16 protein-coding genes and 2 pseudogenes are annotated in these 13,821 nt (G+C 68.0%); 9 read left to right on the forward strand and 9 right to left on the reverse strand.

The annotated features are described in order from the left end of the window. The first annotated feature begins 6 nt into the window (after window positions 1-6). Window positions 7-438, forward strand: a complete 432-nt coding sequence (locus ACTWQR_RS45185; protein WP_443233132.1) for a YybH family protein — start codon at window positions 7-9, stop codon at window positions 436-438. A gap of 147 nt (window positions 439-585) precedes the next feature. Next, a complete protein-coding gene (locus ACTWQR_RS45190; RefSeq protein WP_443233133.1) occupies window positions 586-1,014 on the forward strand; it encodes a VOC family protein in 429 nt (142 codons plus the stop codon). Window positions 1,015-1,116: 102 nt separating this feature from the next. On the opposite strand, the gene ACTWQR_RS45195 is transcribed toward ACTWQR_RS45190, so the two are convergent. Continuing rightward, the gene (locus ACTWQR_RS45195; protein WP_443233134.1) at window positions 1,117-2,052 is read right to left on the reverse strand and encodes a helix-turn-helix domain-containing protein; all 936 of its coding nucleotides are present in this window, start codon (window positions 2,050-2,052) and stop codon (window positions 1,117-1,119) included. A 127-nt stretch (window positions 2,053-2,179) separates the two neighbouring features. On the opposite strand from ACTWQR_RS45195, the gene ACTWQR_RS45200 reads away from it, so the two are divergent. From ACTWQR_RS45200 to ACTWQR_RS45215, 4 genes are all read left to right on the forward strand, one after another. Beyond that, entirely contained in the window at window positions 2,180-2,575 is a 396-nt protein-coding gene (locus ACTWQR_RS45200) for an MmcQ/YjbR family DNA-binding protein (RefSeq protein WP_443233135.1), read from the forward strand. Further along, complete coding sequence (locus tag ACTWQR_RS45205; RefSeq protein WP_443233136.1) at window positions 2,572-2,940, forward strand: MmcQ/YjbR family DNA-binding protein; 369 nt, start codon at window positions 2,572-2,574, stop codon at window positions 2,938-2,940. The genes ACTWQR_RS45200 and ACTWQR_RS45205 overlap by 4 nt, the downstream gene beginning before the upstream one ends. A gap of 120 nt (window positions 2,941-3,060) precedes the next feature. Then, the gene (locus tag ACTWQR_RS45210) at window positions 3,061-4,374 is read left to right on the forward strand and encodes a replication-associated recombination protein A (RefSeq protein ID WP_443233137.1); all 1,314 of its coding nucleotides are present in this window, start codon (window positions 3,061-3,063) and stop codon (window positions 4,372-4,374) included. A 150-nt stretch (window positions 4,375-4,524) separates the two neighbouring features. Continuing rightward, window positions 4,525-5,526 (forward strand): alpha/beta hydrolase, encoded by a 1,002-nt coding sequence (locus ACTWQR_RS45215; protein WP_443233138.1) that lies wholly within the window; start codon window positions 4,525-4,527, stop codon window positions 5,524-5,526. Window positions 5,527-5,616: 90 nt separating this feature from the next. On the opposite strand, the gene ACTWQR_RS45220 is transcribed toward ACTWQR_RS45215, so the two are convergent. Then, the gene (locus ACTWQR_RS45220; protein ID WP_443233139.1) at window positions 5,617-6,207 is read right to left on the reverse strand and encodes a TetR family transcriptional regulator; all 591 of its coding nucleotides are present in this window, start codon (window positions 6,205-6,207) and stop codon (window positions 5,617-5,619) included. Window positions 6,208-6,305: 98 nt separating this feature from the next. Here ACTWQR_RS45220 and ACTWQR_RS45225 point away from each other — a divergent pair, with 98 nt between their 5' ends. Continuing rightward, window positions 6,306-7,283 carry an aldo/keto reductase gene (locus ACTWQR_RS45225; RefSeq protein WP_443233140.1) on the forward strand — a complete coding sequence of 326 codons (978 nt, stop codon included), beginning with the start codon at window positions 6,306-6,308 and terminating at the stop codon, window positions 7,281-7,283. Between the two features lie 20 nt (window positions 7,284-7,303). Here the strand turns inward: ACTWQR_RS45225 and ACTWQR_RS45230 are convergent. Beyond that, window positions 7,304-7,501 (reverse strand): annotated as a pseudogene (locus ACTWQR_RS45230) (helix-turn-helix domain-containing protein); the annotation flags it as partial. A 398-nt stretch (window positions 7,502-7,899) separates the two neighbouring features. Between ACTWQR_RS45230 and ACTWQR_RS45235 the strand changes: the two are divergent. Continuing rightward, on the forward strand, window positions 7,900-9,000 hold the full coding sequence (locus ACTWQR_RS45235; protein ID WP_443233141.1) for an endonuclease/exonuclease/phosphatase family protein: 1,101 nt from the start codon (window positions 7,900-7,902) through the stop codon (window positions 8,998-9,000). On the opposite strand, the gene ACTWQR_RS45240 is transcribed toward ACTWQR_RS45235, so the two are convergent. From ACTWQR_RS45240 to ACTWQR_RS45255, 4 genes and pseudogenes are all read right to left on the reverse strand, one after another. Continuing rightward, window positions 8,944-9,588: a DUF5131 family protein gene (locus tag ACTWQR_RS45240; protein WP_443233149.1), complete on the reverse strand. Its 645-nt coding sequence runs from the start codon at window positions 9,586-9,588 to the stop codon at window positions 8,944-8,946. The two genes, ACTWQR_RS45235 and ACTWQR_RS45240, sit on opposite strands and share 57 nt — an antisense overlap. Further along, a complete protein-coding gene (locus ACTWQR_RS45245) occupies window positions 9,585-10,736 on the reverse strand; it encodes a DUF5131 family protein (RefSeq protein ID WP_443233142.1) in 1,152 nt (383 codons plus the stop codon). The genes ACTWQR_RS45240 and ACTWQR_RS45245 overlap by 4 nt, the downstream gene beginning before the upstream one ends. A 79-nt stretch (window positions 10,737-10,815) precedes the next feature. Further along, window positions 10,816-11,133: pseudogene (locus ACTWQR_RS45250) on the reverse strand (DUF5131 family protein); the annotation flags it as partial. A 309-nt stretch (window positions 11,134-11,442) separates the two neighbouring features. Next, window positions 11,443-11,706, reverse strand: coding sequence for a hypothetical protein (locus ACTWQR_RS45255; protein ID WP_443233143.1), 264 nt, complete (start codon window positions 11,704-11,706; stop codon window positions 11,443-11,445). 43 nt (window positions 11,707-11,749) lie between these two features. Between ACTWQR_RS45255 and ACTWQR_RS45260 the strand changes: the two genes are divergently transcribed. After that, entirely contained in the window at window positions 11,750-12,079 is a 330-nt protein-coding gene (locus ACTWQR_RS45260; protein WP_443233144.1) for a hypothetical protein, read from the forward strand. 253 nt (window positions 12,080-12,332) lie between these two features. On the opposite strand, the gene ACTWQR_RS45265 is transcribed toward ACTWQR_RS45260, so the two are convergent. Then, window positions 12,333-12,788, reverse strand: coding sequence for a peptidoglycan-binding domain-containing protein (locus ACTWQR_RS45265; RefSeq protein WP_443233145.1), 456 nt, complete (start codon window positions 12,786-12,788; stop codon window positions 12,333-12,335). A gap of 459 nt (window positions 12,789-13,247) precedes the next feature. Further along, window positions 13,248-13,685 carry a winged helix-turn-helix transcriptional regulator gene (locus ACTWQR_RS45270; protein WP_443233146.1) on the reverse strand — a complete coding sequence of 146 codons (438 nt, stop codon included), beginning with the start codon at window positions 13,683-13,685 and terminating at the stop codon, window positions 13,248-13,250. Window positions 13,686-13,821: the final 136 nt, after the last annotated feature.

Consider the following 13,821-nt stretch of genomic DNA (forward strand, 5'->3'; position numbering starts at 1 on the left):
GACGCCGTGGGCGTCGACAAGGAAGTAGTCAGCAAGACCATCATCGAGCTGGAGAAGTCGTACAACGAACGCTTCAGCGTCGGCGACCCGGGCGGCTACCTGGACGGCTTCGCGGACGAGGTGAGCTACTTCGACCCGATCCTCGAGAACATCGTCGTCGGCAAGGAGAAGACCGTCGCGTGGCTGTCGTCCATCTACTCCAACCCGCACATCGTGCGCAGCGAGTACCTCAACCCGACGGTCCACGTCGGCGACAGCGGCGACTTCGCCGTCCTGGCTTACAACCTGAAGACCTACGTGCTCGACGAGGACGGCAACGAGAAGCAGCGGCGCGCCTGGAACGCCACGCACGGCTACCGGCTCGTCGACGGCCAGTGGCTCATCGTGCACTCCAACTGGGCGTTCTCCCAGACCGTGGCCGAAAGGATCGCCTCCTGACCGCGGCGCAGCCTGTGGTCCCCAGCCTGACCGGGTTCCTCCGGCATGGCGAGCGGGGCCCCGCCTGTGCCGCTGGCATCCGGCCAGTGGTCGTCTTAGCCGCACCGATCTGCTCAGAGACACGCCTCGCGACACCAGCGCACCCGAATGACCGAACGTCAGGATCCCATGATCACGGACACCGCAACCGACGCCTACAGCTCCTTCACCGTGACCGACCTGGAATCGACCCGCACCTTCTACCACGACGTACTCGGGCTGCAAGTCGAAGACCGGGACGCAATGCTCACCATCCGCCTCCCCGGCGGTGCGAGCACCGTCGCGTACGCCTCCCGCAACCACCAACCGGCACGATTCACCATCCTCAACTTCGTCGTCCCTGACCTCCCCGGTACTGTCGCGGACCTCACCCGACGGGGCGTGGATTTCGACCAGTATGAGGGAGTGCAGATCGACTCGGACGGGATCTACCGCGCCAACGGCCCCTGGTTCGCCTGGTTCACCGACCCCTCCGGCAACGTTCTTGCCGTCTGCGAACGCGACCTCCGCACGGCCGGCGCGAGGCGTACCGGCTGATCGACGGCGAGTGGCACGTCGGGCACTCCTACTGGGCGTTCACCCAGACCGCGAAGGCAGCCATCTCCTCCTGACGGGCAAGGCGCCTGCGCCGGGTTTGCGTCACGCGCCGGTCCTCGCCTCGCGGGTGGCGAAGGCGGCCGGGGTGAGTCCGGTGCGGTCGCGGAAGAAGCGGCCGAAGTTCGCGGGGTCGGTGAAGCCGAGGTGGGCGGCCACGGCCCGGGCGTCCCATCGGGCACCTCCCAGCAGGCGCCGGGCTTCGAGGAGGCGGCGTTCGTCGATGAGTTCACGTACTCCCTTGCCGGTGGCGTCCCGGGCGGCGCGGCTGAGGGTGCGGACCGAGCAGCCGAGCAGCTCGGCGTAGTCCGCGGCTTGGTGCAGCTCCCGGAAGTGCAGTTCCAGGGCGTCCAGGAAGCGTCCGTACCTGTCGGTGCGGCCCGTGCCGGCCGTGGCCGTACCGGTGGGGGCGATGCCTGGGACGTTGGTCAGGCGCAGCAGCAGCGATTCGAGCAGGCTGCGGCGCAGGGCGTGGTGGATGTCGAGGGGGCGGCGCCCGAGTGCGCGGTGTTCGTCCAGGAGCTGGAGCGCCGTCTGCTGGAGCCAGGCGGCGTCATCGGCTTGCGGGCTCAGCACGGCCGGGGCGTCGTGCGCGGTGAGCGGGGACAGCAGACGGGCGATGTCGGGCCGCAGTACATCCGGTTCGAACAGGATGAACGGGCCGCGGGTGGAGCCGGGTGGATGCCAGCGCAGCGTGTGTCCGGGACGCACCCAGAGCCACTGGCCGGGGGCGACGGTCCGCGTGACGTGGTCGACGTCGTGCCGCAGCTCGCCCTCGGTGACGGCGATGAGGTAGTGGAAGGTGGCGCGGACCGGGCGGGGCGGGTTCCACGGCCAGTCGTCGTGCTGGACGAAGAAGTCCTCGATGGTGTTCACCTCCAGGCCGTACGGAGTGCCGACCGGGGGCTGGAAACCGTACAGCGGAACCGCGGCCGGTTCAGCCTGTCCGCTCGGGCTGGGCTGTCGCTTATCGACCATCATGTGTCCGCAGTCTACTGCACCTTCTATCGGTTTCGGGGAGAGAGTGGGAGGTGCCGCCACGACCGCGCGGCGCGCCACTCGCGTCATGGGGTGCCCAGCCCGCGCTCACCCGATGAAGGAAACGTTCATGAACGGAACGACCCTGCACAAGACCGCCGCCGCCTGCGCCGAGGAGCTTCCCGGAGCCCAGCTTGAGCATCCCTTCGGTGACGACTGGGAGGTCTTCAAGGTACGCGGCAAGGTGTTCATGCTGATGACCGAGGTCCCCGGGCGTCCTGTCGTGATCCTCAAGGCGGACCCCGGCGAGGCCCACGCCCTGCGGCAGCAGTTCAGCCACATCACCCCCGGCTACCACATGAAAAAGAAGCACTGGATCACCCTGGAGGGCGGGGAGGGCGTCGACGAGGAGCTCGTCAGGGAGCTCGTCACCGACTCCTACCGGCTCGTGGTCGCCCACCTGCCCAGGGCCGAGCGGCCCGTCGACCCGCACACCTACGGCACCGGCACGCGGGCGGCCCGGTGAGCGCGGCCGGTGACCGGCTCCAGGACACCGCCCGCCAGGCGGCGCTGGCCCTCCCCGACGTCAACCACGGCTACCCCTTCACCCCCGGCCTCGACGTGTACAAGGTCGCGGGCAAGGTGTTCCTGATCGTCACCGACGACCCGGACGATCAGATCATCACGGTCAAGTGCGAACCCGAACACGCCCGCGCGCACGTACACGGCTACGCCTCCATCACACCGGGCCGCTATCTCGACAAACGCCACTGGATCTCGCTCGGGCCTGGCCCCGGCATCACCGAGCGACTGGTCACCGACGCGGTCGAGGATTCCTACGACCTGGTCGCCGAGCGGCTGCCGCGACGCGACCGCCCCGGTGTCCGATGAACGCCGCGAGCTTCCCCACGAGCGGCTGAGCCGACGCCTGTCAGCGCCCTGTGCACGGCTCGCCACGTCCGCACACGTCCGCACACGTCCGCACCCGTCCGCCTGCGACCCGAGAGACCGATGGAACCGACCGACGCGACCCTGCCGCTCTTCGGCGAGGAGCCCGCCCGGCCCCTCGCCGACCGCCTGCGCCCCACTCAGTTGGAAGAGGTCGTCGGGCAGGACCACCTCCTGGCCCCGGACGCCCCGCTGGGCCGCATGGTCGCCCAGCAGCGCCTCAGCTCCGCCATCCTGTGGGGCCCGCCCGGCGTCGGGAAGACGACCATCGCCCGGCTCCTCGCGGACGCCGGCAACCTGGCCTTCGAACCGGTGTCGGCCACCTTCTCCGGCGTAGCCGATCTGCGCAAGGTCTTCGCCGCCGCACGAAACAGGCGCGGCATCGGCCAGGGCACCCTGCTGTTCGTCGACGAGATCCACCGCTTCAACCGTGCCCAGCAGGACAGCTTCCTGCCCTACGTCGAGGACGGCACCGTCACCCTGATCGGCGCCACCACGGAGAACCCGAGCTTCGAACTCAACGGCGCCCTCCTCTCCCGCACCCAGGTCCTCGTCCTCAAACGCCTCGACGAAGCCGCACTGACCGCGCTCCTCGACCGCGCCGAGCAGCTCACCGGCCACCATCTGCCCCTGGACGACGACGCCCGCCGCGCCCTGATCGCCATGGCCGACGGCGACGGCCGCTACCTCCTCAACATGGCCGAACAGCTCCAAGCTCTCCCGGACACCGAAACCACCCTGGACACCGCCGGGCTCGCCCGTCACATCCAGCAGCGGGCCCCGCTGTACGACAAGATGCAGGAGGGCCACTACAACCTGATCTCCGCGCTGCACAAGTCGATGCGCGGCTCCGACCCGGACGCAGCCCTCTACTGGCTCGCCCGCATGCTCGACGGCGGCGAGGACCCCCTGTTCGTAGCCCGCCGCCTGGTCCGCTTCGCGAACGAGGACATCGGCATGGCCGACCCACACGCTATCCAGCAGACGCTCGCCGCCTGGGACGTGTACGAGCGACTCGGCTCCCCCGAGGGCGAGTTGGCGATCGCCCAGGCCGTCGTCTACCTCGCCACCGCCCCCAAGTCCATCGCCGTCTACCGCGGCTTCAACGCCGCACACCGATCAGCCCGTCACACCGGCTCGCTCATGCCACCCGCCCGCATCCTCAACGCCCCGACCCGACTGATGAAAGACCTCGGCTACGGCAAGGACTACCAGTACGACCCGGACACAGCCGACGGCTTCTCCGGTGACGACTACTTCCCCGACGGCATGGACCGCGAGACGTACTACCAGCCCACCCGCAACGGCTACGAAGCCCAGATCACCGAGCGCCTGCGCCACTGGGCCGCTCTGCGTGCCCGCCGGCAACGCGGCTGACCGGCCGACGCCCACGAAGAATCATCACGGCCGGAGGAGTGAAGACAGCGCGCCCGAGTTGTCCGTGACGTGCACTCACCCGAGCTTGCGCCGCATCCGAGGATGAGGTTCACCTACTCCCCGTCGTTTTTCCCCCGAAGGAGAGAACAGATGGCAGACCAGACAGCAGCAAACTTTTTCGGTGCCCTGACCACCCGGCCCCCATTGGACCCGGACCTCGCGCCCGTCGAGGAGGCGCGGGGAGCTGTTTTTCCGGCCCTGTCGGACGCGACCCTGGCAGAGATCCGAGGGCAGATCACCGCGGGTTCCCCTGGGCTGGACTCGGAGGCTCTGACGGCGGGCGGCAGAGTGCGGGTGGAGGAGCGCCAGGTACCCGGGCCGGACGGCGCGCCGGACATCACTGTGCTGATTCTCAGCCCCGTCGAGGACCGAGGTCCCAAGGGAGGCATCCTCAGCCTCCACGGTGGCGGGATGATCATGGGGGGACGCCGGGACCACGTGAGTCATCTCCTTCCCCATGTGATCGATGGGAGTGCGGTCATCGTGTCGGTCGAGTACCGGCTGGCGCCGGATCACCCCGATCCCGCGCCGGTCGAGGACTGCTACGCGGGGCTGGTGTGGATGGCGAAGAACGCGGCCGAGCTCGGTATCGACCCCGAGCGGCTCCTGATCGCCGGAGTCAGTGGCGGCGGCCTCGCGGCGGGCACCGCGCTGCTCGCCCGCGACCGCGCCTTTCCCCAGCTCAGCCACCAGGTTCTGATCTGCCCCATGCTCGACGACCGTTTCGAGACGCACAGCAGTCGCATGGTGGACCGCGAGGGCGTATGGGACCGCTACAGCAACCTGTACGCGTGGACCTCCGTACTGGGCGAGCGGCGCGGCGGCCCGGAGGTGTCGCAGTACGCCGCGCCGGCCCGCGCCGAGGACCTCAGCCGGCTGCCGCGCACGTACATCGACACCGGCTCGGCGGAGGGGTTCCGCGACGAGATCCTGATCTACGCCGGCCGCTTGTCCGAGGCGGGCGTGAGCGTCGATTTCCACATGTGGGGCGGAGGCTTCCACGGGTCCGACATGTCGGTGGGTGATGCGGCTGTGTCGCGTGCCTCCAACGCGACCCGCGAGGAGTTCATCCGGCGGGCTCTTGACCGGTGAGCGGTGCGACAACGCGAGATGCGACAGAGCTCGATTACTCGCCCGAGCCTCGATCCCGTGTGGCGCCGCTTCAAGAACTCGCGGAACCTCTCAGTTCACAATCGCGGGAAACAGGCGCTCGACAGCCGCGACGATGGCAGCTCGCCGCGCCACCAGGAACACAGCGCGGTCATCGCCGGACGGAGGCAGCAGGTCAGGCTGTGCAGCCCAGGCGGTGGCGATCTGGTGGACGAGGACCAGGATGTCGACCGGGTCCCAGCGGGCGTCCAGCTGGCCGGCTTCCTGGGCCTCGCGGATCTGCTCGATCTTGCGGGCCACCGATTCCCGGAAGGGGTCGTGGGGCAGGGAGTCACCGGCGTCGAGTTCGAACTGCCCCCAGCTCATGAGCCGGAAGCGGTCGGGGTGACCGGTGAAGTAGTCATGGAGACGGCCGGCATAACCGGGCAGATCGGTGGGGTCCATACGGGTCGCTTCGGCCACGGCCGCCAGCTCCTGCGCGGAGACGAACCGGTAGAGGGCCAACTTGCTGGAGAAGTAGGCGTAGACGCGTTCCTTGCTGGTCCTGGCGGCCTTGGCGATCCGGTCGATCCGCGCCCCGGCGATCCCGTGCTGGGAGAACTCGGCCTTGGCGGCGCTCACGATGCGGTCGCGGACCGAGTCTGCGCGGGTGGAAGGGCTCATGCCTCCACGCTACCCGACCAAACCGTTTGGTTTGCCACTGGAAAACGATCAGCGTACGCTCCAAACAGAACCGTTTGGTTTGACATGAGGAGATTGGCATGCAGCACAGGACACTCGGCACCCAGGGCCTGACCGTCTCGGCGATCGGCTACGGCGCAATGGGCCTGACCCAGGGCTACGGCTCCAGTGACGAGGAGGCGGGCGTTGCCGCCATCCGCCGCGCCCACGACCTGGGCGTCACCTTCTTCGACACCGCCGAGGTCTACGGCTGGGGTTCGAGCAACAACGAGGTTCTGCTCGGCAAGGCGGTGAGCGACTTCCGCGACGAGGTGGTCCTGGCCACCAAGTTCGGCTTCGCGCAGACCGAGCAGGGCCTGGGCCTCAACAGCCGCCCGGACAACATCCGCAAGGTCACCGACAACAGCCTGCGCCACCTCGGTGTCGACCAGATCGACGTCCTTTATCAGCACCGCGTCGACCCGGACGTGCCGATCGAGGATGTCGCGGGCACCGTCAAGGAACTGATCGACGCGGGCAAGGTCAAGTACTTCGGCCTCAGCGAGGCCGGCCCGCAGACCATCCGCAAGGCACACGCCGTCCAGCCGGTCTCGGTCCTGCAGACCGAGTACTCGCTCTTCGAGCGCGACGTCGAGCAGCTCTTCCCGGTCCTTGAGGAGCTCGGCATCGGCTTCGTCCCCTATTCGCCCCTCGGCCGCGGCTTCATCACCAGTACCGCGAAGCCCGCGGCAGAGTACGACGCCACCGACTTCCGCAAGACCAATCCGCGCTGGCAGCCCGGCAACTTCGAGAAGAACGTCGAAGCCGTGGAGCGACTTGGCCAGCTGGCCACGGCCAAGGGCATCACCGTCTCCCAGCTCGCGCTGGCCTGGCTGCTCGCCCAGGGCGAGCAGATCGTCCCGATCCCGGGCACCCGAAGCGCCGCCCGCATGGAGGAAAACGCCCACGCCGCCGACGTCACCCTCACCGAGGCCGATCTCGCCGCAATCCACGAGATCCTCCCGAACGGTGGATTCGGCGCCCGCTACGCCGAAGAGCACATCCCCAACTGGGTGTGACCCCAGACCAGTTGGTAGACCTACCCGCGCGTTGCGTCCCGGACTGCGAACGCGGCCGGGGTGAGGCCGGTGCGGTCGCGGAAGAAGCGGCCGAAGTTCGCGGAGTCGGCGAAGCCGAGGTGGGCGGCGACGGATCGGACGTCCCATCGGGCGCCTCCCAGCAGGCGTCGGGCTTCGAGGAGGCGCCGGTCGTCGATGAGCTCACGTATTGGCTTGCCTGCTGGTCGTGTGCGAGGGAAATACCGGCGAGGGTCGGGAGGGCGGTGTCGTTGCCGACCGCGCTGGCGACCTGGCTGACGGCTTCGGCGAACATCTCGCCGGACAGGGTGCCGGAAGCGGGTCCGGGCTCGGGGAGCTGCGGGTATTCCTCGATCGGCAGGGTGGGCAGCGTGAAGCGGGCGGATCCGGCGAGCAGGATCAGGCGGGGGCCGGTGAGTTCGAATTGCACGCAAGTGAGGTGTGTGTGGCCGGGGGTCGCCGTTGAACACTCACCCGATTCGCCTGCGAAGTGCATCGGCCGGACGGCCTATACCTGGATCGCCACGTCCCGCTGACCGCCTTAGATTTCGCCGAAGATGCGCGCTTTCGCTCGCTCTTCGTCGAAAGGTCTGCCTGCATGACTCGCCGTTGGTTCACATCCGCTCTGTGCGCGATCCTGCTTCTCGCACCCGGGTCACCCACCGCGGCCTCGGCCTCCGAGTCCCCGGCCACGTTGCGGGTCATGACCCGCAACCTCTACCAGGGGGCCGATCTCGCGCCCGTCCTCGCCGCCACCAGCCCACAGGCGCTCGTCGCCGCGGTGACCGCGGCGTACGCGAACGTCCAGGCGACAAACTTTCCCGAGCGCGCCGAGGCCCTGGCCGACGAGATCGCCGACAGCGACCCCCACCTCGTGGGCCTGCAGGAAGCCGTGCTCTGGCGCAGCCAGACCCTCGCCGGACCGGGCAGCGCCACCCACATCGAGTACGACTTCCTGCAGATCCTCCTCGACAAGCTCTCCACCCGGGGCAAGCACTACGCGGCCGTGGCCACGGTCGACCTCAGCGACTTCGAGGCACCGCGGTCCACACCCGTTGGCCTGCAGGACATCCGCCTCACCGACCGCGACGTACTCCTGGCCCGCACCGACCTGCCTGCGCATGTCTTCTCCGTGGCCAACGCGCAGTCGGCGCAGTTCCAGAACCACGTGCCCATCTGCCGCCCGGTGCTGGGCTGCCCGCCCAATGCCCCCCTCCGGTTCCTGAGCGGCTGGGTCGCTGCCGATGCCACCGTGCGCGGGCGCACCACTCGGGTGGTCACCACCCATCTGGACCCCCTCTCCCGCACCGTCCAGGAGGCGCAGGCGGGCGAACTGCTCGCCGGCCCGCTGGACACGGGACTTCCTGCCGTCCTTCTCGGTGACCTCAACTCGGCCGCCGGCGGAGTCGGCGCCCAACCAGGGACCGACACTCAGACCTACAACCACCTGCTGGCCTCCGGCTTCACCGACGCCTGGACCGCCACCCGCGGCCGCAATCCCGGCTTCACCTGCTGCCAGGCCGCCGACCTGCGCAACCCCACCTCCAAGCTCGCCCAGCGCATCGACTACGTGCTCTTCCGCGGCAGCGTCACCGCACTGACGAGCAACCGGGTGGGCGACACACAGGCCGACCGCACCCCCTCAGGCCTGTGGCCCTCCGACCACGCCGGCGTCCGGAGCGTGCTCCAGCTGCGCTGAGTGACGCCCGCGCAGGCCTCGAGCTCGCGGCGCGAGATCTCCAGCGCGCCGGCGAGCAGCTGGGCACGAACTGGACGCTGCACGATCTTCGGCACACCGCGGCAACCCGGATGGCACGTGACCCGACCTGGCCAGCGGAACGGTGTCGTCAGACGACAACCGCTCCATCTCCGCCCAGACCACATCCACGAACTTCTGCGACTCCAGCAGGCGGCGCAGAAGCCGGGGCCTCTTCGTGAGCACCTGGAACTGGTGCTGTGGTCCCATCGCCATCGTCGCGAAGACCCGGGCCACGAACGCCGTGGGAACCCGGGCATGGCCGATGTCGCTCATGGAGTTCACGAACACTTTGCGTGGCCGACGCCACCGCAGCGGCTCGAACAGGGCGTCCTCGTGAACCGTGAGCGCGAACCCTGGACCGCTGGTCCGCGGATCACCATCGCACTGGTACTTGGCCTGCCCCATCGCCTTCAGCCGCTTGGCCAGTGTCAGCGCATAGCAGTGGTCGCACCCGGGCGAAATCCGGTCACATCCCGTCGTCGGATTCCACGTGACCTCGGTCCACTCGATCCTCGTAACAGAGCTCATCGGGTACTCCACGGATTGTGGCGACTTGATGAACCTGACAAGCTGCACCACCTTGTCCAACGGCAACCGAGCGTTCTCGGATACCAACGCCCGCTCGCGAAAGGAGACTCAAGCCGGTGAACCTCGTTAGCAACGGGATCACGGCCATGGTCACGTTGCTCGCCGTGATCCTCGGTGGCTGGCTGTCCACCCGAAACCAAGATCGACTTTGGCAGCGTGAGCATGCACGTCAGTGGAGGGACATTCGACTCGCTGTCTACCGCGACTTCCTTACGGCGTATCGCGAATACGTGGGCTTCACTCGGGACCCTGCCGCCAACATCTCGGCCGTCCCGCACCCGACGCGTCCCGGAGCCATGATGCCGTTTTTCGATGAACTCGGGCGCCCGTACATGGAGCGGATGGAAGCCACGAAGACGTCTACCCGTCTCGTGTCCGAGCGGCCCGCGACCGTGAACGCCGCCGACCAGCTCGTACATCGTGCGCGCAGGATCGCCGCAGCCCGTGCCACACACGACGCAGGCAACATACCGCCGGAGGAGTTTCAGGCACTCTGGGCTGCTGAGCGGGACTTCCTGGCCGCCACACGCCGAGAGCTCGGGCTCTCCCCGATGTCGCAGGACGCAACTGGCTGGACGCAGTTGTGACCGGCCTGTTCGCACAGTGACGGTCCTGACCCTCGGCAATTTCGAGCGATGGTCCCTCACGATCTCCTTGGTATGCGCCCTGCTGGTGCAGAGAAGCTTGAAGAAGAACGACACCCCGGCCTGCTGGCAGGTGTCCCGGATCTGCGTCACCCACGCCTCGTCCAGCGGCCGGTGCCCGGGGCCCGGCTCGCCGCCGGCGATGACCCAGTCGATGCCGGTCAGTTCCAGGCCGTCCAGCGGTCCCAGCAGCGGCTCGCACGACAGGAACTTCACCGCCGCAGGAACCTGCCGCAGGTCATCGACGCGCGGCAGTTCCTTCGCGCTCTCCACGGACACGCCCATCCACAGATTTGCCGGCCACTCCAGCCGGTCGGCGACCTGCCGCAGCCGCCGCGCCCGCTTGGTGAGGACCTGGTAGGTGTGCTGCGGGGTGTCCGCGATCACGTCGAACACGCGGCGCACGTAGTCGAGCGGCACGCGCGCGTGGAAGAGGTCGCTCATGGAGTTCACGAATACCGTCCGTGGGCCTCTTCCACCCGTACGGCACCTGCAGGGCATCCGGATGCACCGTCAGGCCGAAGCCCGGCCCGGAGGTTCTCGGGTCGCCATCGGCCTGGTACTTCGGTGAGCCCATGGCCTTCAGTCGTTTCGACAGCGTCAACGCGTAGCAGTTGTCGCACCCCGGCGAGACGCGGTCGCATCCCGTGGTCGGGTTCCATGTCGCCTCGGTCCACTCGATCGCGCTGCGGTCACTCACCGGCCGGCCCTCCATCCCCTCGAACCGAGCCTCATCCCCGACGGCGCAGCCGCGGCCCGCTGTATGCCCAACGAACCGCCGCACCACCGGTACTGGCATCCAACCATCCGACGCACGCGCCGTACTCACTACTTTGAACATCGAACATGCGTTCCCCTTCCTGCGCTAGTGCGCGTGCTGCAAACCGGCCAACTCTTTTGCGCTGGACCTGCCATCAACCGCGGCCCCTCCCCCAGACCAAGGCCATGCGGCAGCAGGCCGTGCTGGAACTCCGCCGGCTCCTCACCCTGGCCAAGGTCGCCGAGCGGCTCGGTCCGTCCGGGCGCTTTCGATCAGTGCCGTGCCATCGGCGCTTGCGGCTCACCGGCTGCGTCGACGGCTCGCCGCTGTTCGACCTCTTCGGCAGCTCCAACGTGACCAACGCGATCTTCTCCTTACCCTCCCTATTGATCAACGGCGGATCTTTGCCGCCTGCTGTGACTCGCTCTGGAGATCCGAGATCGCGGCGGCCAGGTCCGTAAGGTCGGACAGGTCGATGTTCCTCGGGTTCGCGGCGTAGCCGACCAGGCCGAGGAGGCGGTGCACGATGTCGGCCTCCTGTTGCTGCCGGTGCCAGTCGGCATCGTCCAGTCCGCCGTCGTCGACGGGGTACTGGGGGGTGTTGCGGAAGTGCTCGTCTTCGGCGACGCCCTCCCGCAGAGCCCTGGGCCACACCAGCGGTTCCCGTGACGGTTTCCCCCTGTTGCCGGGCTTGCGGATGGCCTGCAAGATCCGGGCCCTGATGGGCGCCCATGACTGGCCGGTCTATGCCCCGGAACGGGACGTCCAGGGCAGCACGTGGGCACAGGAGCGCGACGCGCAGCGGGAGGAGACCATCGCCCGCCGTGCCGCATGGGAAAAGGAGCGGCAGGACGCCCGCGATGAGCTGAAGGCGCAGGTGTGGCTGCCGGCGGACACCAGCCGCCGGCTGCGCGTGATTGCCGCCCGCACCGGCCTTGGCCCGGAGCAGATCCTCGCCCAACTCGCCGACCGGGTCCGCATGGACGACGACGGCGCCCTGACAGCCGACGCCTTCACCCCACACTGACAGAGCGCTGGGAGGCACTGCTGGCCGGGCCGGGGCGGCGCGGTTGCCTTGGAGGCGACCGCGCCGCCTCACGACGCGAGCCCGGCCGCGCAACGCGAACCGGGCTCTCCAGTGGTCTTCTGGTCTTCAAGGCTTTCTGCGGAGCGTCCCGCGGACTCTCCATGAACGGCATCACCCACACGGGCGAAGCTTCGCGCCCGATGGTGCGCGCAGGAGGGTCCTTCAGCCAACGCTGGCGATATCCGCATAGATCCTATTTGCAGGCGCCGGAGAACCTATTGTCGACAGTCCGATACAACGGAAGCAGCATGGCGGAGTAGGTGTCGGGGCCGTACTCGCCGTCTACGTGGATTCGGTGCTGCGTCTGAACAGCGCGTACCGCTGCCTTGGTGGCGTCCCCGTAGATGCCATCGGGCACAAGATTAGGGATGTGGTTGTAGCAATGGTTGATCGCCGCCTGAAGCGCTCTGACTCCGGAGCTGTCGGATCCTTTGGCCATCCAGCAGTAGTAGTTGGCGCCCCCTCCGAGGTAGAACGCAGGCAGGTAGAAATACCGCCCGGGGGTGTCTGCGGCGAGCGTCGAGATCCTGGCGGTGTTGCACTCGGGGGTGGCGGCAGAGGCAGGGCTCGCGGTCAAACCAACCAGCAGCGTCGAGATCACGCCGGTGATGGCACTGATGGCGCCGACCTTGAAACGGTTTCTGTTCACGGTTCTCCAGTTCGTAGGTAACTGACAGGGGCGAGGATCGACACCACGCAGTCCTTAATTGTGGTCAGACGCATGACCCCGTAGGAGACCGACCGCCGGGACGTCCGCCAGCTCCCCCCTTCGCTGGCCTCATCCACGGACTTTAGGATCATCGTGGGCTTCGGACTTTGTCATCCGTGCAGGGAACGTTGTCAGTCGTGCACCGCCTCAAGCTGACGCTGCATCAGGCGAGGGTCGCCCTGCGGGTGAGGCCATGCGAGACCGCCACGGCCGGTGCCGCCCCGTACGACGGGCACAGTAGCCCGGCCCGGTCGCTGAGTGTGCCGGTCGTTTGCCCCACAAGGAACAGCCGCCGCGCACACCGGAATACGGGAAAGGCGGCGGTCGAGACCGCCTCTGGTTCACAGCCGCGACCTTGTTGAGCTCAAAAGAGCTGTTGGCCGGTTGGATGTGAGGCCGTCAGGAGGTGCGAGCGTCGTAGTTCTCGCGGTTTGCGAGGACCTCGGCCATGTGCGCCTGCGCCCAGTTTCTGAGCCCGCGCGTCATGTGGTGGAGCGAGAGGCCGAGGTCGGTCAGCTCGTAGGAGACGGTGACAGGGACGGTTGGCGTCACGGTACGGGTGAGCAGACCATCGTGCTCCAGCGACCGTAGCGTCTGGGTCAGCATCTTCTGGCTGACCCCGGCCAGAAGACGAGAGATCTCGGAGTAACGCATCGCCTTCGGAGCCTCTGCGTGTGCTGCACCGGGCCGGCCGGGGCTGTTGTCGCCGCCCAGCGCACACAGGATCAGGACGACCCACTTGTCCGAGATTCGGTCGAGCAGCTGCCGGCTGGGGCACCCTGCCAGGAACGCGTTGTACTCCACCTTCGCCTGAGCCCTCTTCTGGGCCGCCTTCATCGTCGTCACTGAGGCTGCGCCAAGCTCGTTTCCGCAGTTCAGTGGGGCTGGTGTGATGCGCCGGTGAGGTACTCACGCTGATAGGTGGCCTGATCGTTAGCACGAGATCGTCTGGCGTGGGCGTTCTCGCGGGTTC

Source organism: Streptomyces sp. 2A115 (assembly GCF_052245575.1).
Lineage (GTDB): Bacteria > Actinomycetota > Actinomycetes > Streptomycetales > Streptomycetaceae > Streptomyces.

What these genes read in the sequence shown, in the direction of transcription:
- ACTWQR_RS45190 (WP_443233133.1), top strand. Translation starts at nt 586, where the DNA reads ATGACCGAACGTCAGGATCCCATGATCACGGACACCGCAACCGACGCC.
- ACTWQR_RS45220 (WP_443233139.1), bottom strand. Translation starts at nt 6,207, where the DNA reads ATGAGCCCTTCCACCCGCGCAGACTCGGTCCGCGACCGCATCGTGAGC.
- ACTWQR_RS45210 (WP_443233137.1), top strand. Translation starts at nt 3,061, where the DNA reads ATGGAACCGACCGACGCGACCCTGCCGCTCTTCGGCGAGGAGCCCGCC.
- ACTWQR_RS45240 (WP_443233149.1), bottom strand. Translation starts at nt 9,588, where the DNA reads ATGAGCTCTGTTACGAGGATCGAGTGGACCGAGGTCACGTGGAATCCG.
- ACTWQR_RS45270 (WP_443233146.1), bottom strand. Translation starts at nt 13,685, where the DNA reads ATGAAGGCGGCCCAGAAGAGGGCTCAGGCGAAGGTGGAGTACAACGCG.
- ACTWQR_RS45260 (WP_443233144.1), top strand. Translation starts at nt 11,750, where the DNA reads ATGGCCTGCAAGATCCGGGCCCTGATGGGCGCCCATGACTGGCCGGTC.
- ACTWQR_RS45245 (WP_443233142.1), bottom strand. Translation starts at nt 10,736, where the DNA reads ATGAGCGACCTCTTCCACGCGCGCGTGCCGCTCGACTACGTGCGCCGC.
- ACTWQR_RS45235 (WP_443233141.1), top strand. Translation starts at nt 7,900, where the DNA reads ATGACTCGCCGTTGGTTCACATCCGCTCTGTGCGCGATCCTGCTTCTC.
- ACTWQR_RS45195 (WP_443233134.1), bottom strand. Translation starts at nt 2,052, where the DNA reads ATGATGGTCGATAAGCGACAGCCCAGCCCGAGCGGACAGGCTGAACCG.
- ACTWQR_RS45200 (WP_443233135.1), top strand. Translation starts at nt 2,180, where the DNA reads ATGAACGGAACGACCCTGCACAAGACCGCCGCCGCCTGCGCCGAGGAG.
- ACTWQR_RS45225 (WP_443233140.1), top strand. Translation starts at nt 6,306, where the DNA reads ATGCAGCACAGGACACTCGGCACCCAGGGCCTGACCGTCTCGGCGATC.
- ACTWQR_RS45215 (WP_443233138.1), top strand. Translation starts at nt 4,525, where the DNA reads ATGGCAGACCAGACAGCAGCAAACTTTTTCGGTGCCCTGACCACCCGG.